The following is a 17,405-nucleotide window of genomic DNA, read 5'->3' on the forward strand; positions in this document are numbered from 1 at the left end:
CGTCTGGTAGACCCGTCTCGTCGCCTGGAAGGGGTCCCTCATGAGGAAGATCGTCGCGTCGCTGCTCACAGGCCTGCTCCTCGCCGGCGCGGCCGCGTCACCCGTCTGGAGCGCACCCGGGGCGCCTCCTGCACCTGATCATTCGCGCCCGGTCTGCCCGGCGCCCCGGAACGGATCCTACGAGGCCGGCTGCACGGCCCGCCAGGCACTGGACCGGGCCGGGATGCCCATTACGAGTGCCTCCGGGCCACCGTCAACGGCGTTGGTCCCTTCACAGCTGAAGGACATCTACGGCCTCGACGGCACCGCGAGCGGCGGCCGGACCGTGGCCATTGTGGACGCGTACGGCTATCCGAACCTGGAGCGGGACCTCGCGGTGTACCGGAAGCAGTTCGGGCTGCCCGAATGCTCGACGGCGAACGGCTGCCTGACGATCCGGAATCAATCCGGCGGTCCGAAGCTGCCCCGCTTCGACCTCGGGTGGGCGCAGGAGCAGGCCCTCGACGTGGACGCTGTCTCCGCGGCATGCCCGGACTGCAGGATCGCGGTGTTCCAGGCTAGCGCACAAAGCCTCACTGCCCTCGGCACCGCCGTCCAGACCGCTGCGCAGATGCCCGGAGTCGTTGCCATCTCCAATTCCTACGCGTTCTACGACGCGCCCGACTCGACCTACGGGAAGTACTACAGCCATCCCGGCGTTGCCGTCACGGCAAGCGCCGGCGACTGGGGCTACAACGGCGCCTACTACCCGGCGTCCTCGAGCTACGCCGTCGGGGTCGGCGGGACCTCGCTCGTGCAGGCCGCCAACCCCAGGGGCTGGAGCGAGACGGCCTGGAAGGGCACGGGTTCCGGCTGCTCGAGCCTCAACGCGGCCCTGCCGCCGGCGTCTGCCGTCAACACCGGGTGCGCGGGGCGCGCCATGAACGATGTCTCCGCCGTGTCTGACCCGACCAATGGCGGCCTCGCCGTCTACTACCCGACCTCGGCTGCCAAGTCGACGTGGAGCCAGCTGGGCGGCACGAGCGAGGCCTCGCCGATCATCGCCTCGGTCTTCGCGCTCAGCGGCAACACCGGCTCTGTCTCCACGCCCGCCAACTGGATCCCGTACTCCAACACCTCAAGCCTCTTCGACGTGATGACGGGTTCGAACGGCGCGTGTTCGCCGGCCCAGTGGTGCACGGCAGGAACAGGCTGGGACGGCCCCACCGGCCTCGGGACGCCCAACGGCGTAGGCGGCTTCTGAACCGCCGCCGCCAGACCGTCCAACGCACAGTTGGCTTCCTGAGATCCCCAAGCTTTGGGCGTATGGTGAAAAGGCGAGTTGATTCACACCACCGTCGCCGGGGAGGACATCATGGGCCTTTTCAAAAAGCATGGACCTGCTGCGCAGGAACCCACGGTCGGCGCGGGGGGCGCAGCCGTCGAGAGCACGGCCATGGAGAGCACCGCCACCGAGAACGCAGTCCCGCAGCCCGCTGCGAAGGGGCGCCCCAAGCGGGAGGTCCATGCGTTCCGCCAGGTCCCGCCCTATGAGATGAACGAGGAGCTCGCCGAGCGCATCGCGATGCGGGCCTACGGGGACCAGGACCACGACGGCAGGCCCGACATCCCGGCCGCGCCCTTCCCCGGCTAGCTGCCCGAGTGCGCCTCGAGGAATGAATAGACCTCGGTCTCGTCGACGCCGGGGAACGCGCCGGGCGGCATGGCCGCGAGCAGGTGCGAGTGGGCCCGGGCCGACGGCCAGGCATTCCCGGCCCAGTGCTCGCTGAGCTCGGCCGGCGGCCTGCGGCAGCAGTCGGGATCGGGGCAGCGTGAGACCGCCCGCGCCGTCGTCTCCCGCCCGCGGAACCACTTCACGTGGTGGTACGGGACGCCGATGCTGAGCGAGAACTCACCGCTCGCGCTCCTCTCCGTCCTGGCCGTGCACCAGAAGGTCCCGGTCACCGTGTCGGTGTACTGGCTGTACGAGCTGAACTTGTCCGGCACGTCGAACACCGCACGGCTCGTCCAGGCCCGGCAGGAGGGCTGGCCCTCGATGGCCCCGGTGTGGTCCATGGGGAAGTTCACGCCGTCGTTCTCGTAGGCCTTGTAGATGATGCCGGACTGGTGGGTCTTCTGGAAGTGGGTCGTGAGCCCCAAGTGCTGGGTCGCGAGGTTCGTGAACCGGTGGGCGGCGGTTTCATAGCTCACCGAGAACGCGTCACGGAGGTCGTCGACCGAGATCTCCTTGGCCGCCTTGGCCCGCTGCAGGAAGTCGACCGTGGCCTGCTCCGGCAGCAGGAGCGCGGCGGCGAAGTAGTTCGTCGCCACCCGCTGGGCCAGGAAGTCACCATAGGACCGCGGCGTCTCGTGGCCCAGGACGTAGTGGCCGAGCGCCTGGAGCAGCACGGACCGGGGATCGTGATCCGAGCGCTGGTTGTGGGTGAGGTAAATCCTGCGATTCTTCAGGTCGGTCACGCTGCGGGTCGAATGGGGCAGGTCCCCCACGTGGTAGAGCGTGAACCCGAGGTGGGTAGCGATGTCGGAGATGGTGTGCTGGCTCAGCGGCCCCGAGGTGTAGCCCACCTGGGCGAGGACCTTCTGGGCCTCGGCCTCGTACTCGGGGAAGTAGTTGCCCCGCTCGCGCATCATCCGGCGCAGTTCGCCGTTCGCCCGGCGTGCCTCCTCGGGCGTGGCCACCTGCTCGTTCAGCTTCCGCTCCAGCTCGCGCAGCAGCCCGAGCTGGGACTCGAGCACATCGAGCGGCAGCCGCGAGCTGATGCGGACCTTGGGCAGGTTCAGGTTCTCGTACAGGGGGCTGCGCTGGTAGCGCTCGAGCTCGATCTCGAGGGCCGCCCGGCGGGTGGGCGGCTCCGTCCCGAGCAGGGCGTCGACGCCGACGCCGAGGGCTCCCGCCAGCTGCGTCAGGAGGCTCAGCTTCGGCTCGCGCTTGCCGTTCTCGATGAGGCTCAGCTGGCTCGCCGCGGCGCCGGCGGCGGCCCCCAGCTCGTCGAGCGTGAGCCCCGCGGCCTTCCGCAGGTGCCTGATCCTGCGCCCGAGGCTGATGACGTCGATCCCACTGCTCTGGGCATCGGGAGGAGGCCCGGCGGGGCGGCTCCACGAGGAGCGGGCGGGGGCGGACGGCGTCGTACGCGGCATTTCTTGAGAATACGTGAAGATCTGCGTTTCTTTCCAGCACTTTTCTCTGTTCGAGGGCTTGCAGACCCGGAAAAGTTGTTCTCACGAAGAAGCCATCAGGCACCGAGTCGAAGGAGACCCGCCATGACCGCAGAGTTCGAGCCCCAGAACCAGACCCTCGGGCAGCAGGCCGAGGCCCTCGCCCTCGAGTGGTCCGCCGACTCCCGCTGGGAGGGCATCCAGCGCGACTACACGGCCGAGGACGTCATCCGCCTCCGCGGCCGTGTCCCCGAGGAGCACACGCTGGCCCGCCGCGGCGCCGAGAAGCTGTGGAAGGCCGTGACCGACGGCCGCGAGGACGGCACGGGCTACATCAATGCGCTCGGAGCCCTCACCGGCAACCAGGCCGTCCAGCAGGTCAAGGCCGGCCTCAAGGCCATCTACCTCTCGGGCTGGCAGGTCGCCGCGGACGCGAACCTCTCGGGCAACACCTACCCGGACCAGTCGCTCTACCCCGCCAACTCCGTCCCCGCCGTGGTGCGCCGCATCAACAACGCACTGCAGCGCGCGGACCAGATCGAGTTCTCCGAGGGCAAGCAGAGCGTCGAGGACTGGCTGGTCCCGATCGTGGCCGACGCCGAGGCCGGCTTCGGCGGCCCGCTGAACGCGTACGAGCTGATGAAGTCGATGATCCAGGCCGGCGCCGCGGGCGTCCACTGGGAGGACCAGCTCGCGTCCGAGAAGAAGTGCGGCCACCTCGGAGGCAAGGTCCTCATCCCGACCCAGCAGCACATCCGCACCCTCAACGCCGCCCGCCTCGCCGCGGACGTCTCCGGGGTCCCGACCGTGATCATCGCCCGCACCGACGCCGAGGCCGCGACGCTCATCACGACGGACGTCGACGAGCGCGACCAGGAGTTCATCCTCCGCGAAGGCGGACAGCCGGTGCGCACGGCCGAGGGCTTCTACCGGGTCCAGAACGGCGTCGAGCCGTGCATCGCCCGCGCCAAGGCCTACGCCCCGTACTCCGACCTCATCTGGATGGAGACGGGGACCCCGGACCTGGCGCTGGCCCGCAAGTTCGCCGAGGCAGTCAAGGCCGAGTTCCCGGACCAGATGCTCGCGTACAACTGCTCGCCCTCGTTCAACTGGAAGAAGCACCTCGACGACGACACGATCGCCAAGTTCCAGCGCGAGCTGGGCGCGATGGGCTTCAAGTTCCAGTTCATCACCCTCGCGGGCTTCCACGCCCTCAACTACTCGATGTTCGACCTCGCCCACGGCTACGCCCGCAACGGCATGAGCGCGTACGTCGACCTCCAGGAGCGCGAGTTCGACTCCGAAGACCGCGGCTACACCGCAACCAAGCACCAGCGCGAAGTGGGCACCGGCTACTTCGACCTGGTCTCCACGGCGCTGAACCCGAACGCCAGCACCCTCGCCCTCGTGGGATCCACCGAAGAGGGCCAGTTCCACTAGCAGGCACGGACGACGGCGGGTGGGCCGGCACGCGTAGCCGGCCCACCGCCGTCGTACACCACCAGGAGACCGCCATGAACAGCTTCAGCACTGAGACCACGATCAACGGCGTGACGATCACCGCCCAGCCCATCGCCCGGCAGCGGGAGATCCTCACCCCGGACGCCCTCGAGTTCGTCGCCCGCCTGCACCGCGCCACCGCCGAGCGCCGCCAGGAGCTCCTCGAGGCCCGCCACGCGCGCCGCGCCGAGATCGCCCGCGGCCGCGATCCGCGCTTCCTGGGCGAGACGGAGGAGATCCGCAACGACCCGAACTGGCGGGTCGCCCCGCCCGCGCCGGGCCTGACGGACCGCCGGGTCGAGATCACGGGGCCGGTGGACCGGAAGTCGACTGTCAACGCGCTCAACTCGGGCGCCAACGTGTGGCTGGCCGACATGGAGGACTCCCTCACGCCGTCCTGGCGCAACCTCATCCAAGGCGAGATCAACCTCCTGGACGCGCTGCGCGGCGGAATCGACTTCGCCATGGGCGAGGGCCCCACCCGCAAGGAGTACCGGCTCAGGCCGTTCGAGGAGCGGCCCACCACGGTGCTGCGTCCCCGCGGCCTGCACCTGCCCGAGAAGAACATGCTCGTGGACGGCAAGCCGGTGGCCGGCGGCATCATGGACTTCGGCCTGTACTTCTTCCACAACGCGGCCCGGCTCATCGCCCTCGGCCACGGCCCGTATTTCTACCTGCCCAAGGTCGAGAACCGGCTCGAGGCACGCCTGTGGAACGACGTGTTCGTCCTCGCCCAGGACCTGCTCGGCATCCCGCAGGGCACCATCCGGGCGACCGTGCTCATCGAGACGATCACGGCGGCATTCGAGATGGAGGAGATCCTCTGGGAGCTCCGCGACCACGCCGCCGGGCTCAACGCCGGCCGGTGGGACTACATCTTCTCCATCATCAAGAACTTCCGGACCCGCGGGCCGCGCTTCGTGCTCCCGGACCGGGACCAGGTGACCATGGCCCAGCCGTTCATGCGCGCCTACACCGAGCAGCTCGTGCGGGCGTGCCACCGCCGCGGCGCCATGGCGATCGGCGGCCCGGCCGCGTACGTCCCGAGCCGGCGTGACCCCGCGGCCAACGCCGAGGCCCTCCTGGCGACCCGCGCGGACAAGCTGCGCGACGCCGAGGACGGGTTCGACGGCGCGTGGGTGGCGCACCCGGAGTTCGTCTCGGTGGTGCGCGACGCGTTCGACAGCGTGCTCGGCGAGAAGCCCAACCAGCTCGACCGGCTCCGCGAGGACGTCATCCCGGACGACCGCGCCCTCATCGACCTGAGCACGTGCCGCGGCACGATCACGGAGGAGGGCATCCGCAACAGCATCGAGGTGGGCATCCGCTACATCGAGACGTGGCTGCGGGGCAACGGCGCCGTGGCGATCCAGGGCCTCATGGAGGACGCGGCGACGGCCGAGATCTCCCGCTCGCAGATCTGGCAGTGGATCTACGCCCGCGCCATCACGGACCAGGGCGAGATCGTGAGCCGCGAGTGGGTCGAGGAGCTGCTCGATGAGGAGTTCCACAAGCTCGAGCGCTTCGACGGCGACCGCTTCCGCGACGCCCGAGAGCTGTTCGGCGAGGTGGCCCTCGGCGCCGAGTTCCCCACCTTCCTGACCATGCCCGCCTACGCCCGCTACCTGTGCGAGACGGCGGGCAAGGAGGACGAGTACGAGGCCGGCCTGCCCGAGCGTCAGTTCGCGGCGGTCTAGCCGTCACCGTCCGAAGACTTCCCGGACCCCGCACGCTTCAATCGCAACAGGCACCCCGAAGGACGGGGGCGGGGGCACCGGGAGACCCGTTGAGGGGTCACCCTGCGTAGTGGTGCTGCGCAGGGCGGCCCCTCAACCCTTGTCCGCCCGTCCCCTCCGGGGCTAGTGCGGGAAGACGAACTCGCCGATGAGGAAGTAGAGCGCGAACAGCGCCGGGAGCATCGTCAGCAGCACGAGCAGGGAGCGCTCGGCGCGGCGGAACCAGGCGATCGCGGCCACGACGCCCGCGGCGATCGCGGCGAGGAAGCCGAGGACCACGACATTGGACGCGGCCACCATCGGACCGTCGAGCGTGGCTGCGAGCTGAAGGAGCGTTGCGGGCAGCGCGACGGCGAACACGAGGCCGGCCGCGGCGAGCCCTACCGCCCACCACCCGAGCCGGGTGCGGGGCCTGACGCCCAACCTGCTGTGCGTCGCGGAGAGCCGGGAGGCGGCCGCGAGGAGCACGGCGAGCACGGCGACCATGAACCCGATCGTGTAGACCCAGGCCTTCTCCACATCCGGCGGGACGAAGAAGACCGCTGCGAACAGCCCGAAGGCGACGAGCCCCGCGCCCCCGGCGATCCGGAATGCCCAGTTCCTGGTGAGCGTCGTCATCGCTCCCACCTCGTCCCTCTGGACCGGGAGTCCCGGCGGATTCCGGGGGCCCGGCACCTTCTTTCTACATCTCGTAGAAGAAGTGCGCAAGAGTCCGGCGGCCCGGCAGGAATAGGGGCGCCGGTGGAGGGCTTGCAGCTGATATGAACGTTGACATCTGGTCCGACATCGCCTGCCCGTGGTGCTTCATCGGCAAGCGCCGCTTCGAGAAGGCCCTCTCCGACTTTCCCCACCGTGACCAGGTCACCGTGACGTGGCACAGCTATCAGCTGGATCCGGCCCTCCCCGAGCACTATGACGGCACCGAGCTCGAGTACCTCTCCGAGCGCAAGGGCATGCCCGCGGACCGCGTGGCCCAGATGTTCGCCCAGGTCACCCAGGTCGCCGCCGAGGAAGGGCTGCACTACGACTTCGGCAGCATCGTCGTGGCCAATTCGCAGTCGGGGCACGAGCTGCTCCACCTGGCCAAGGCCAAGGACGCCGAAGGCGGCCGCGGAACCGCCGACGCCGTGAAGGAGGCGCTGCTCTCGGCGCACTTCGAGCACGGGGAAGACATCGGCTCCCGGGAGGTGCTGGTCCGGATCGGCACGGCGGCCGGGCTCGACGTCGGCGAGATCACCGCCGCGCTCGACGCCGGGACGTACCGCGACTCGGTGGCGGCGGACATCCGCCAGGCCCAGGCGATCGGCATCCAGGGCGTGCCCTTCTTCGTCCTCGACAGCAAGTACGGCGTCTCCGGCGCCCAGCCGCCCGAGCTGTTCGCGCAGGCGCTCGAGACGGCGTGGCGCGAGGCGAATCCCCTCGTGATGGTCAGCCCCGCCGCGCCGGGCGCGGACGGCGAGGGGCTCGACGGCGCGGCGTGCGGCCCGGACGGCTGCGCGTAGGCCCCTACCAGCGCAGGAGCGCAGCGGCGGCGGACCCGCCGTCGAGCGCGCCGGAAGGCACGAGGACGGTGTCCGCGTTGGTCAGGACGGCCGCGCGGACGAGGGCGGCTGCCGCATCGGCCTGGCCCAGCGGCGGCGCGCCCACCGCTGCGTCCTCCGACTCGGCGACCCACGGTTCGGCACCCAGCGCGAGCAGGCTCCGGCCCTGGATCTCCTCCGGGCACAGGACCAGCGTGCCGACCCGGGCCTCGCGGAGCGCGTTGACGGTCTCCGCCCAGCCGCCGGCCGAGCTGCGCCCGATCCCGTCGGCCACCCGCGTGAGCGCGTCCTGCGCCCGGCGGCCTGCCGCCTCGGCGACCACGGCGTCGACCTCCTCGGCGAACCGCTCCTGGTCCGCCCCGGGGGCGGAGGAGTTCATGTCCACAGTCTGGGCAAGGCCGGCCGCCCGCTCGCTCAGCGCATCCCGCACCATGAGACGCGCGCGCTCGTCGCCTGCCAGGACCACCAGCTGCACCCCGCCCTCCTCGACGAGGCGGTTGACCTCGGCAGCGACGTCGGCGCCGTTGCGCCGCCAGACCTCCTCGGTGCGGTGCTGGTACTTGCCCTGGGAGTAGCCACCGAGGGGGACCTTGGTGAGGTTCTCGGTGTCGCCGTGGAGCTCCTCGCTGGCCATGGCGCCATGGGCGGAAGCCCGGTACCGCCCGATCTCCGCATCCGCGCGCTCCGCCTGCACGAGCAGGTACTCGACATCGGTGTTCTGGACCTCGGCGAGCGGCAGCAGATCGGGGATCGGGCCGACCTCGACGGCGGGACGCCCGGGGGCGCCCGGGAGCAGCTCGTTGACCACGACCTGGCCGTTGCGGATGAGCACGAACCGCGAGACCGGCCCGGGCTCACCGATGGCTGCCCACTGAAGCTGCTCAGCCGTCCGCGCGTCGGCGTCCGAGCCGCCGGCCTCGGTGACCGCACGTGAGACGTTGTTCGCGAGGACCTCGGTGGCCTCGTGAGTGGCCACCGTCCCGGTGCTGACCTCCGCGTGGACGGTGCACCAGGGGCCGGGCTCGCGGAGCGTCTCGGCGAGGCTCTTCAAAGACAGCATCGTCACCCACCCACCTTCTCGACCGAGAAGTCGCCGCCCGGGAAGACCACGGTCTCGTGGCCATCGTCGAAACGGACGAGGTACGGCGGCTCGCCGTTGGCGCCTCTGACTTCGATGATTTCCCCGTGCCGGTCCTTCGATTCCACGGTCCGGCCACGGATGACGATCCGATCCCCTTGCACTGCGTTCACGGCGGATCACCTCCTTCCCGGAAGGGTACGGAGCGCACTGGAGGGCGAGGAAGGGCCGAGAGACCCTTCTGCCGCGGAAGGCCCCTTGCGCGCCGGCGCGGGGGCGGATAGGAGTGAGGAATGGAGAGCGAACACAGGCCCGGTCCCTCGGAATTCTGGGACGAGTTCTATGCAGAGCGCCAGCGGGTGTGGAGCGGGAAGCCCAACGGCGCCCTCGTGCGCGAGGTGGGCGCCGTGGCGCCAGGCAGGGCGATCGACCTCGGCTGCGGCGAGGGTGCCGACGCCATCTGGCTTGCCGAGCGGGGGTGGACTGTCACCGGGGTCGACGTCTCGGCAGTCGCCCTCGGCCGCGCCGCCGAGCACGCTGAGGAGGCCGGCGTCGCCGACCGGATCACCTGGCTCGCGCGCGACCTCGCCGAGTGGGAGCCGGAGGAAGCCTACGACCTCGTGACGGCCTCCTTCCTCCACTCCCCCGTCGAGTTCCCCCGCGAGCGCGTGCTGCTCGCGGCGACGCGCGCGGTCGCGCCGGGCGGCCTGCTCTTCGTGGTGGGGCACACGGCCTTCCCGCCGTGGTCGCGCCACCCGCACGACGAGCACATGCCCTCCGCGGAGGAGCTCGCCGCCTCGCTGGGCCTCCGCTCCGACGTCTGGGCGATCGAGACGAGCACGTCCGAGGGCCGCGAGGCGACCGGCCCCGAGGGACAGAGGGCCGTCCTCACCGACGCGATCCTCAAGGCAAGACGCCACCCCGGCGATTAACACGCATACATGATGCTGATTTAGGCTCGAGGGGAATGATCCTTCTCGACCTCCGAGGTGAATGGCGCATGGCTGTGGCGACAGCCGTCCTGGTGGCGGCGGCGTTTGTATGGCTGGGCATGGTCCTGGCGATCTCCTTCATCGAGGCACCGCTCAAGTTCCGCGCACCGGGCATCACGATCGAGCTCGGCGTGGGGATCGGCAGGCTTGTGTTCAGGGCGCTCAACGTCGTCGAGTGCGTGCTCGCCGCCGCCGTGCTCCTCGCGCTGGCGCTCGGCGGGACGGCCTCCTCGGCCGCGGGGTGGACGCTCGGCGTCGCGCTCGCGGTGATCATCGCGCTCGACGTCGCGTGGCTCCGGCCGCGGATGGACCGCCGGGTGACCGGTGGAAACCTGAGCGGCAGCATGCCCCGGCACCTGCTGCACCTCACCTACGTGGGCCTCGAACTCCTCAAGGTCGCGGGCCTGGTCTGGCTCGGGGTCCTGGGCCTCAGAGTCCTGGGGGTCGCAGGCTAGAGCGCCGGCAAACGCCCCGAAAAAAACTTCGGCCGGGGGCGTAACCTTTTGGACCCTTCCGACGATAGAGCGGCCGCAGGCAGGTGCTGGCAAGGCTCCCGCCGCGGCCGCGCAGGGAGGTCCTGCCCGGCCTTCCACGCCGTCTCCTCCGGAGGGTTCCATGTCGCTCTTCACTGCGCTGGTCACCAGCAAGATCACCGCCGGGGCCCTCGCTGCCGGCGCCCTGGCCGTCGGGGGCACCGCGGCCGCCGCCTACACCGGCTCCCTGCCGGCACCGGCGCAGCAGACCGCCCACGCCCTCATCGGCGCGCCGGCCCCCTCCGATGCTGCGGCGAGCGGCACGGCAGCAGCCACGGCCGGCGCCACGGAGACTGCCGACCCGACCGAGACGGCTGCCGCTTCCGAGACCGCCACCTCTGAGGCCACCGCGACGGCCGAGCCGTCCGCGGCCGCATCCTCGAGCCCGAGCGCGACTGCGGCCGGCCCCGACGCCTCCGGGCCGGCGGCGTTCGGGCTGTGCACCGCCTACGCCCATGGAGGACTGGACTCCTCCTCCCAGGCCTACGCCTCCTTGGCCGCCGCCGCCGGCGGGGCCTCGGGCATCGTGGACTACTGCGCAGCGGTAGCCGCCCCGGGCCAGGCATCGGTCCACGTTCCGACGTCGCTGCCGGGCCAGGCCGCTGCACACGTTCCGGCCTCCGTGCCCGTCGCTCCGGCCCAGGCCGCCGCCGGCCAGGCACACGCGCCCGCCCTCTCGGGCGGTACCACCGCAGGGCAGGCCGTTGCACCGGCTCCGGCACTGCCGTCCCAGGCGAGCGCGGGCACCGCGCACAAGCCGTCCACCGGCGGCCGCCCGTAGGCACGTCGACTGTCGATGCCCGGCTGGTCCGACGCGCCGGGGTGCGGCGGATCGGCGGGGCGGCCGGCGATCCGCCGGCGCCCTCGATACGGTGGTCCCGGCCGGGCGCCGGAACCGGGCCACGGCCGGTATCCCGACCGGGCACGCGCAGTGAAGACAGGGGTGGTTGGTGCGCTCAGTCAGGGTCAGAGACGCCCCCGAGGACCGGGACGCTCAGGACGGGGAATCGCTGTTCTCGGAGGCGTACCGCGAGCTCGCCCCTGCGGTGCGGGGGTACCTGCGTTCGCGCGGGGTGCCCGATCCAGAAGCCGTCGCCCATGACGTGTTCATGGCCCTGTACCCCCGGATCGGCACCGTCAGGGGTGGGCGCGCCGGGCTGAAGACGCTGGTGTTCACGATCGCCCACGCCAGGACGGTGGACCACTACCGTGAGCGGGCCCGCACGCCGGCTATGGCTGCCTACCACCCCGACAGCGAGCCGCGGTCGGCTCCCTCGGCCGAGGATGTGGTCCTGGGCCGAGGAACGGGAATCCTCGGCCTGATCGAGGAGCTCAGCCCGGACCAGCGCGAGGTCATTGCCCTGCGGGTCATTGCCGACCTGTCCCTGGAGCAGACGGCCGCCATCACCCAGCGCAGTACCGGGGCCGTCAAACAGCTCCAGCGCCGTGCCCTGCTGGCACTGCGCAATCGCCTCGACAGCGAAGAGGAGGCCACGCCATGAGCGCCGAGGACCACCATCACCAGGAACCGAGCATGTCCGGACGGCCGAACCGGTTCGACGCCCTGCTTGCCGAATCCGGCATCGAGGCGCGCCCCGGAGACCCTCTGGTCCCTGCCCTGGCCGAGTTGGCAGCCGTCGGGGGCGGCGAGCCCTTTGCCCCCTCGCCCGAGCTCGCTGCGCTCCTCCGCGGAGCCGATCGGGACCATCGGCGCCGGGCCCGCCGGCGCCCCGCGTCCCGGCGCCGCAGAGCCGCAGTCGCGGCTCTGACCGCCGTCTGCATCGGCGGGGCCGGAGCAGCCGCGGCGGCGGCCGATGAAGGGTTCCGCCAGGCTGCCGGCAAAGCGATGTCCGCGATCATCGGAACTCTCACCGGAACGGGGCCCGAGGCCCCCGGCACGCCTGGCCCAGGCCACGCCCCCTCCCAGGACGCCTCGCTTCCGTCGCCGTCTGACGTGCCGCCGTCTCCGGCTCCCGCGACGGCCGGCTCCCCCACCGCCAGCCCGCCCGCCGCCCAGCCCACGGACGGGACGCCCGCGCCGCCCGCCGTCCCTGCCCACGGAAGGATCCCCGGCGCGCAGTACACGCTCCCGCCTCGGCCCGTCACAGCGCCCCCCGAGCAGCCCTCCGCACCGCCCGCCCGGCACCCCGCGCCGACGGCCGCGCCCAGGCCGACCGAGCGCGTGAGCGCGCCCCCGGGACTGGGAGGGGAGGCGAGCGTGCCTTCCCGGCAACGGCCCTGATGTCTCCACGAGGCCACGCAGACGAGCCTCCCGCCCGCGCCCCTTCGAGGGACGCTCGGCTCAGCCCTCGAGCAGCTGCCGGCCGACGATCAGGCGCATGATCTCGTTCGATCCCTCGAGGATCTGGTGCACGCGCAGGTCCCGGGCGATCTTCTCGATGCCGTACTCGTGGAGGTACCCGTAGCCGCCGTGGAGCTGGATGGCCTGGTCTGCCACCCGGTACCCGGCGTCGGTGCACACCCGCTTGGCGGTCGCGCACAGGCGCAGGGCGTCCGGGGCGCCGCGGTCCAGCGCGTCGGCGGCGACCCGCAGCAGGGCGCGGCCGGCGTCGAGCTCCATCGCCATGTCCGCGACGGCGAACCGGAGGACCTCCAGGTCCGCCAGCCGCTCGCCGAACGCCGTGCGCTCCTTCAAGTACGCGATGGTCTTCTCGAGTGCCGCCTGGCCGCCGCCGAGCGAGCAGGCCGCAATGTTGAGGCGCCCCCCGTTGAGGCCCTTCATCGCGATGCCGAAGCCCTGGCCCTCGGTGCCGAGCCGCGCGGACTCGGGCACGCGGACGTTCCGGAGGACCACCTGGGCGGTGGGCTGGGCATTCCAGCCCATCTTCTTCTCATTCGCGCCGAAGGACAGGCCCGGGGCGCCGGCGGGGACGAGGAACGCCGTGATGCCGGCGTGCCCGGTGTCCGCGGTGCGGGCCATGACGAGGTAGAGCTCCGAGTGGCCGGCACCTGAGATGAACTGCTTGACGCCGTTGAGCACGTAGTCCCCGCCCTCGCGCACGGCCTTCGTGGTGAGGGCGCCCGCGTCCGAGCCGGCGCCGGGCTCGGTGAGGCAGTAGCTGCTGAGGGCCTCCATCGTGACCAGCCGCGGGAGCCACTGCTCCTTCTGCTCCGGGGAGCCGAAGGTGTCGACCATCCAGACCACCATGTTGTGGATCGAGATGTAGGCGGCAATCGTGGGATCGGCCTTGGCGAGCTCCTCGAAGATCAGCACGGCATCCGAGCGGGTCAGCGCCGAGCCGCCATGCTCCTCGCCGGTGTAGATCCCGCCCAGGCCCAGCTCGCCGGCCTCGCGCAGCACGTCGACCGGGAAGTGCTTCTCCGCGTCCCACGCGAGGGCATGCGGCGCGAGCCGGTCCGCCGCGAAGTCCCGGACCGTGTCGACGAGGGCCCGCTGGTCCTCCGTGAGTTCGAACATGTGCCCATCATGGCCGCGCGGGGCGGGGAAAGCACGGGTTCGCCACGCGGCCGCGCCTGCGGCGGCGGGCGAGGCGGCGCTACCCGGCGCTCGCGGCGGCGAGCGTGGCCTCGACCCCGGCCGGGGAGAGGACGTGCTGGGATACGAGCTGGCTCGCGCCCATGACGGCGGCCCGCTCGCCCGCGCGGGAGAGGACGATCCGCAGGTTCGTGGTCGCGAGCGGCGGCGAGCGGTGGTAGACCACCTCGCGCACGCCGGCCATGACGTGTTCCCCCGCGGCGGCCACCGAGCCTCCGATCACGATCACGCTCGGGTTGAGCAGGTTCACGCACGTGGCGAGCACCTCGCCGATGTCCCGCCCGGCCTGCCGCAGCGCCTGGACCGCGGCGATGCTGCCGTGCGAGGCGAGCTCCACGACGTCGGCCCCCGTGGCCGCCTCGACGCCCTGGGCGGCGAGGGAACGGGCGACGGCGGCTCCGGACGCGAGCGCCTCGAGGCACCCGACGTTGCCGCAGCGGCAGACGACGTCGGCGCCGCGCGCCACGCGGACGTGGCCGAGGTCGCCCGCGGTACCGTCGGCGCCGCGCTGGAGCTGGCCGCTCGAGATGATCCCGGACCCGATGCCGGTGGCCACCTTGATGAAGAGCAGGTCGTCCACCCCGGGCCAGAACGCGGCCCGCTCGCCGAGGGCCATGATGTTCACGTCGTTGTCGACCAGGACCGGCACGGGCAGCGAGCGCTGGACGAACCCGACCACGTCGAACCCGTCCCAGCCGGGCATGATCGGCGGCTTCACCGGCCGCCCGGTCGCGTGCTCCACGGGCCCCGGCAGCCCGATGCCCACGCCGGCGAGCTGCGACTGCGGGCGCTTGCTGTCGGCGAGGAGCCTGCGCGCGGAGTCGACCACGTAGCCGAGCACCGCCTCGGGCCCCTGGGCGACCGGCATCTGGGCCCGCCGCTCGGCCAGCACCCCGCCGTTGAGGTCGGTGAGGGCCACGCGCACGTGGCTCGCTCCGACGTCGACCGCGAGGACGGTGCGCGCCTGCGGGTGGAACGCGAAGCGCGACGGCGGCCGGCCGCCGCTCGAGAGGGCCTCGCCGACGGACACCACGAGGCCGGAGCCCAGGAGGAGGTCCACCTTGCCTGCCACGGTGGAGCGGGCGAGGCCCGTGGTCATGGCGAGCTCGGCCCGCGTCCACGGCCTGCCGTCGCGCAGCAGCTGGAAGAGGTCGCCGGCGCGGCCGAGGCTGCCGCCGGCCTCGGGGGCCGCGGGCTGGGCGCTGGGTGGCGACGTCATGCCTCAGTGATAGCACGCCCCCTTCTGGATGTCACTTGCACCAAAGTGCGTCGATGATGTCGCGACTTTTGCTTGACGCTCGGCATAAGCGCTCCTAGGCTCCGAGTGAGGCAGCTCACAGTGACTGCCAGCCCAGCGTCGAGGAGCTCCAGATGCAACAGCCCGCAGAGGCCGCCGGATCCCCCTCGATCGGCGTCGGCTTCCTCGGCGCGGGCCCCGTCACCCAGGCCATCCACCTCCCGAGCCTTGCCCGGCTGGGCGAGGCCTTCCATGTTGCCCACGTCATGGACGTGGACGCCGCGGTGGCGTCGGCCGTCGCGGCCAGGGCCGGCGCGGCGCCGTCGGCCTCCATGGACGCACTGCTCGGCGATCCCGCCGTCGACGTGGTCGCGATCTGCAGCCCGCACCAGTTCCACGCCGCCCAGGTCATCGCCGCGTGCCGCGCGGGCAAGAAGGCCGTACTGTGCGAGAAGCCGTTCGCCGTCTCCGCCGAGGAGGCGGCCGAGATCGCCGCCGTCTCCGCCGAGACCGGCGTGCCGATCCTCGTCGGCGCGATGCACACCTTCGACCCCGGCTGGCTCGCCGCCGAGGAGCTCATGGGCGATCTGCCCAGGACCGCGCACACGCTGCGGTCCTCGATCGTGCTGCCCCCGAACGCCCGTTTCGAGGACTTCGCGACCGAGGTGATCGCCCGCCCCGCCGCCCCCGACCGGGACCTGGGCGACCCCGCCGTCGTCGCCGCGATGCTCGAGGGCGGCGTCCTGGGCCTCGCAATCCACGACCTACCCCTCGTGCGCCGCTTCGTGCCGGACTTCACGGACCTCGAGGTCCTGCGCGCCGAGATCGTGCGGCCGTTCGGCTACGTCATCCTCGTGCGCGCCGGGGGCCGGACCATCGAGCTCACCGCCGCGATGACGTCCATCTGGAAGCCGGACTGGACCTTCGAGGCCGTGGGGCCCGACTCGGCGCTCACGGTCACGTTCACGCCCTCGTACGTCCAGGCCGGCTCCGCGGTCGCCGAGCTCACCGCCGGGGGCCGCACCAAGACCGCCGGGCCGTTCGGGCACAACGGCTACGAGGGCGAGTGGCGGCGGATCGCCGGCATCGTGGCGGGCGCGGAGCGCGCCCCGGAGGCCTCTGGCCTCATCGACGACCTCCGCTTCGCCCTCGCGATCGTCGACGGCACCCGCTCCCACGTCACGGAGGCCGCAGCATGAGCCCGCACCCCACGTTCACGGTCAGCGAGGCCTCTGCCCCCGGTCTCGCCGAGATCGCCGCCTCGCTCCCGCTCTCGCTCGCCCCCGCCGACTCGGACGCGGCGCCGCAGCTCGCGGCCGTCGCCGGGTCGCCCGGATGGGCCCGGCGCGCCGGCGAGCTGCTCGCCGCCGGCGCCCTCGCCGTCGTCGTCGGCCCGCCCACGGCGCACGACGACGGCACGCAGCTCCCGGACGACGGCGCCGGACGGGCGGTGATCGCCTGGGAGTTCGCCTCCAATCCCGGGGTGGCCGCCGCAGCCGAGGCGGCGGGGCCGCTGCGCGGGCGCGCGGTGCTGGCCGAGTGCCGGGTGACTGTGCCCGGCGCCGCCCTCCTCGACGGGGCGCTCCTCGATGCGCTCACGGCCTGCGGGCGGGTCTTCGGCGCGTTCGGCCCCCTCGGGGCGCTGCACGCCGGCCCCGGCGGCCGGAACTACGCCGGCCGGCTTGACGGCGGGGCCCCGCTCTCGCTCGCCCTCGTCGTCAGCGCCGCCGCGGCCGCGGCCCTGTCCCTGCGCCTCCTGACCGAGGACGGCGGCCTCACCGCCCACGTGCCGTCCCCCGCCACGGCCGCGCCCTCCGAGACCAGGATCGTCGGCCCGGACGGCGAGCGGCTGCTGCCGACCCTCTGGGAGACGTCCCGCCGCGCCAGCTGGCGGCGGGCCATTGCCCTCGCCGCCGGAGGCCCAGCCTCCGGGGACGTCGCAGAGTTCCACCGCACGGCCGCGCTCGTGCCGCATCCAGCGGGTGGCGCGGCCCACCCCTGATTCCCGTTTCGACCACCACATCCGAGCACCTCAACGACGAAGGACACACGCCATGACCGCTTCCCGCACCACGTTCTCCCGCAGGGGCTTCCTCGGCCTCGCCGCCGCGGCAG

17 protein-coding genes are annotated in these 17,405 nt (G+C 72.1%); 11 read left to right on the plus strand and 6 right to left on the minus strand.

What is annotated here, in order from left to right:
- Positions 1-262: 262 nt before the first annotated feature.
- Together ACYVKZ_RS07090 and ACYVKZ_RS07095 are read left to right on the plus strand one after the other, a co-directional pair.
- Positions 263-1,243: a S53 family peptidase gene (locus ACYVKZ_RS07090; RefSeq protein ID WP_460991372.1), complete on the plus strand. Its 981-nt coding sequence runs from the start codon at positions 263-265 to the stop codon at positions 1,241-1,243.
- A gap of 192 nt (positions 1,244-1,435) precedes the next feature.
- Entirely contained in the window at positions 1,436-1,633 is a 198-nt protein-coding gene (locus ACYVKZ_RS07095) for a hypothetical protein (RefSeq protein WP_460991373.1), read from the plus strand.
- On the opposite strand, the gene ACYVKZ_RS07100 is transcribed toward ACYVKZ_RS07095, so the two are convergent.
- Entirely contained in the window at positions 1,630-3,138 is a 1,509-nt protein-coding gene (locus tag ACYVKZ_RS07100; RefSeq protein ID WP_460991374.1) for a helix-turn-helix domain-containing protein, read from the minus strand. The genes ACYVKZ_RS07095 and ACYVKZ_RS07100 overlap by 4 nt on opposite strands.
- A 123-nt stretch (positions 3,139-3,261) precedes the next feature.
- On the opposite strand from ACYVKZ_RS07100, the gene aceA reads away from it, so the two are divergent.
- Positions 3,262-4,596 carry an isocitrate lyase gene (gene aceA, locus ACYVKZ_RS07105; RefSeq protein WP_460991376.1) on the plus strand — a complete coding sequence of 445 codons (1,335 nt, stop codon included), beginning with the start codon at positions 3,262-3,264 and terminating at the stop codon, positions 4,594-4,596.
- 74 nt (positions 4,597-4,670) lie between these two features.
- Entirely contained in the window at positions 4,671-6,353 is a 1,683-nt protein-coding gene (gene aceB, locus ACYVKZ_RS07110) for a malate synthase A (protein WP_460991377.1), read from the plus strand.
- Positions 6,354-6,515: 162 nt separating this feature from the next.
- Here aceB and ACYVKZ_RS07115 read toward each other — a convergent pair whose 3' ends face one another.
- A complete protein-coding gene (locus ACYVKZ_RS07115; protein ID WP_460991379.1) occupies positions 6,516-7,010 on the minus strand; it encodes a hypothetical protein in 495 nt (164 codons plus the stop codon).
- A 143-nt stretch (positions 7,011-7,153) separates the two neighbouring features.
- Here ACYVKZ_RS07115 and ACYVKZ_RS07120 point away from each other — a divergent pair, with 143 nt between their 5' ends.
- Positions 7,154-7,894, plus strand: a complete 741-nt coding sequence (locus tag ACYVKZ_RS07120) for a DsbA family oxidoreductase (protein ID WP_460991381.1) — start codon at positions 7,154-7,156, stop codon at positions 7,892-7,894.
- A 4-nt stretch (positions 7,895-7,898) separates the two neighbouring features.
- Here ACYVKZ_RS07120 and ACYVKZ_RS07125 read toward each other — a convergent pair whose 3' ends face one another.
- Together ACYVKZ_RS07125 and ACYVKZ_RS07130 are read right to left on the minus strand one after the other, a co-directional pair.
- Complete coding sequence (locus ACYVKZ_RS07125; protein ID WP_460991382.1) at positions 7,899-8,993, minus strand: baeRF2 domain-containing protein; 1,095 nt, start codon at positions 8,991-8,993, stop codon at positions 7,899-7,901.
- A 2-nt stretch (positions 8,994-8,995) separates the two neighbouring features.
- Complete coding sequence (locus ACYVKZ_RS07130) at positions 8,996-9,184, minus strand: DUF1918 domain-containing protein (protein WP_447420950.1); 189 nt, start codon at positions 9,182-9,184, stop codon at positions 8,996-8,998.
- A 120-nt stretch (positions 9,185-9,304) separates the two neighbouring features.
- Here ACYVKZ_RS07130 and ACYVKZ_RS07135 point away from each other — a divergent pair, with 120 nt between their 5' ends.
- From ACYVKZ_RS07135 to ACYVKZ_RS07150, 4 genes are all read left to right on the plus strand, one after another.
- Complete coding sequence (locus tag ACYVKZ_RS07135; protein WP_460991383.1) at positions 9,305-9,943, plus strand: class I SAM-dependent methyltransferase; 639 nt, start codon at positions 9,305-9,307, stop codon at positions 9,941-9,943.
- Positions 9,944-10,011: 68 nt separating this feature from the next.
- Positions 10,012-10,458: a hypothetical protein gene (locus ACYVKZ_RS07140; RefSeq protein WP_460991384.1), complete on the plus strand. Its 447-nt coding sequence runs from the start codon at positions 10,012-10,014 to the stop codon at positions 10,456-10,458.
- Positions 10,459-10,618: 160 nt separating this feature from the next.
- On the plus strand, positions 10,619-11,317 hold the full coding sequence (locus ACYVKZ_RS07145; protein ID WP_460991386.1) for a protein tyrosine phosphatase: 699 nt from the start codon (positions 10,619-10,621) through the stop codon (positions 11,315-11,317).
- Between the two features lie 169 nt (positions 11,318-11,486).
- Positions 11,487-12,038, plus strand: coding sequence for an RNA polymerase sigma factor (locus tag ACYVKZ_RS07150; protein ID WP_460991387.1), 552 nt, complete (start codon positions 11,487-11,489; stop codon positions 12,036-12,038).
- 800 nt (positions 12,039-12,838) lie between these two features.
- Here the strand turns inward: ACYVKZ_RS07150 and ACYVKZ_RS07155 are convergent.
- Both ACYVKZ_RS07155 and ACYVKZ_RS07160 read right to left on the minus strand, forming a co-directional pair.
- Positions 12,839-13,975, minus strand: a complete 1,137-nt coding sequence (locus tag ACYVKZ_RS07155; RefSeq protein WP_460991388.1) for an acyl-CoA dehydrogenase family protein — start codon at positions 13,973-13,975, stop codon at positions 12,839-12,841.
- A 79-nt stretch (positions 13,976-14,054) separates the two neighbouring features.
- On the minus strand, positions 14,055-15,272 hold the full coding sequence (locus ACYVKZ_RS07160) for an ROK family transcriptional regulator (RefSeq protein WP_460991390.1): 1,218 nt from the start codon (positions 15,270-15,272) through the stop codon (positions 14,055-14,057).
- Positions 15,273-15,424: 152 nt separating this feature from the next.
- Between ACYVKZ_RS07160 and ACYVKZ_RS07165 the strand changes: the two genes are divergently transcribed.
- On the plus strand, positions 15,425-16,489 hold the full coding sequence (locus tag ACYVKZ_RS07165) for a Gfo/Idh/MocA family protein (RefSeq protein WP_460991392.1): 1,065 nt from the start codon (positions 15,425-15,427) through the stop codon (positions 16,487-16,489).
- The gene (locus tag ACYVKZ_RS07170; protein ID WP_460991394.1) at positions 16,486-17,292 is read left to right on the plus strand and encodes a hypothetical protein; all 807 of its coding nucleotides are present in this window, start codon (positions 16,486-16,488) and stop codon (positions 17,290-17,292) included. Before ACYVKZ_RS07165 ends, ACYVKZ_RS07170 begins: the two co-directional genes overlap by 4 nt.
- Positions 17,293-17,405 lie beyond the last annotated feature (113 nt).

This window comes from Sinomonas soli (assembly GCF_054782415.1).

Coding starts and splice junctions, on each gene's coding strand:
- ACYVKZ_RS07095 (WP_460991373.1), top strand. CDS start 1,436: ATGGAGAGCACCGCCACCGAGAACGCAGTCCCGCAGCCCGCTGCGAAG.
- ACYVKZ_RS07100 (WP_460991374.1), bottom strand. CDS start 3,138: ATGCCGCGTACGACGCCGTCCGCCCCCGCCCGCTCCTCGTGGAGCCGC.
- aceA (WP_460991376.1), top strand. CDS start 3,262: ATGACCGCAGAGTTCGAGCCCCAGAACCAGACCCTCGGGCAGCAGGCC.
- aceB (WP_460991377.1), top strand. CDS start 4,671: ATGAACAGCTTCAGCACTGAGACCACGATCAACGGCGTGACGATCACC.
- ACYVKZ_RS07115 (WP_460991379.1), bottom strand. CDS start 7,010: ATGACGACGCTCACCAGGAACTGGGCATTCCGGATCGCCGGGGGCGCG.
- ACYVKZ_RS07120 (WP_460991381.1), top strand. CDS start 7,154: ATGAACGTTGACATCTGGTCCGACATCGCCTGCCCGTGGTGCTTCATC.
- ACYVKZ_RS07125 (WP_460991382.1), bottom strand. CDS start 8,993: ATGCTGTCTTTGAAGAGCCTCGCCGAGACGCTCCGCGAGCCCGGCCCC.
- ACYVKZ_RS07135 (WP_460991383.1), top strand. CDS start 9,305: ATGGAGAGCGAACACAGGCCCGGTCCCTCGGAATTCTGGGACGAGTTC.
- ACYVKZ_RS07140 (WP_460991384.1), top strand. CDS start 10,012: ATGGCTGTGGCGACAGCCGTCCTGGTGGCGGCGGCGTTTGTATGGCTG.
- ACYVKZ_RS07145 (WP_460991386.1), top strand. CDS start 10,619: ATGTCGCTCTTCACTGCGCTGGTCACCAGCAAGATCACCGCCGGGGCC.
- ACYVKZ_RS07155 (WP_460991388.1), bottom strand. CDS start 13,975: ATGTTCGAACTCACGGAGGACCAGCGGGCCCTCGTCGACACGGTCCGG.
- ACYVKZ_RS07160 (WP_460991390.1), bottom strand. CDS start 15,272: ATGACGTCGCCACCCAGCGCCCAGCCCGCGGCCCCCGAGGCCGGCGGC.
- ACYVKZ_RS07165 (WP_460991392.1), top strand. CDS start 15,425: ATGCAACAGCCCGCAGAGGCCGCCGGATCCCCCTCGATCGGCGTCGGC.
- ACYVKZ_RS07170 (WP_460991394.1), top strand. CDS start 16,486: ATGAGCCCGCACCCCACGTTCACGGTCAGCGAGGCCTCTGCCCCCGGT.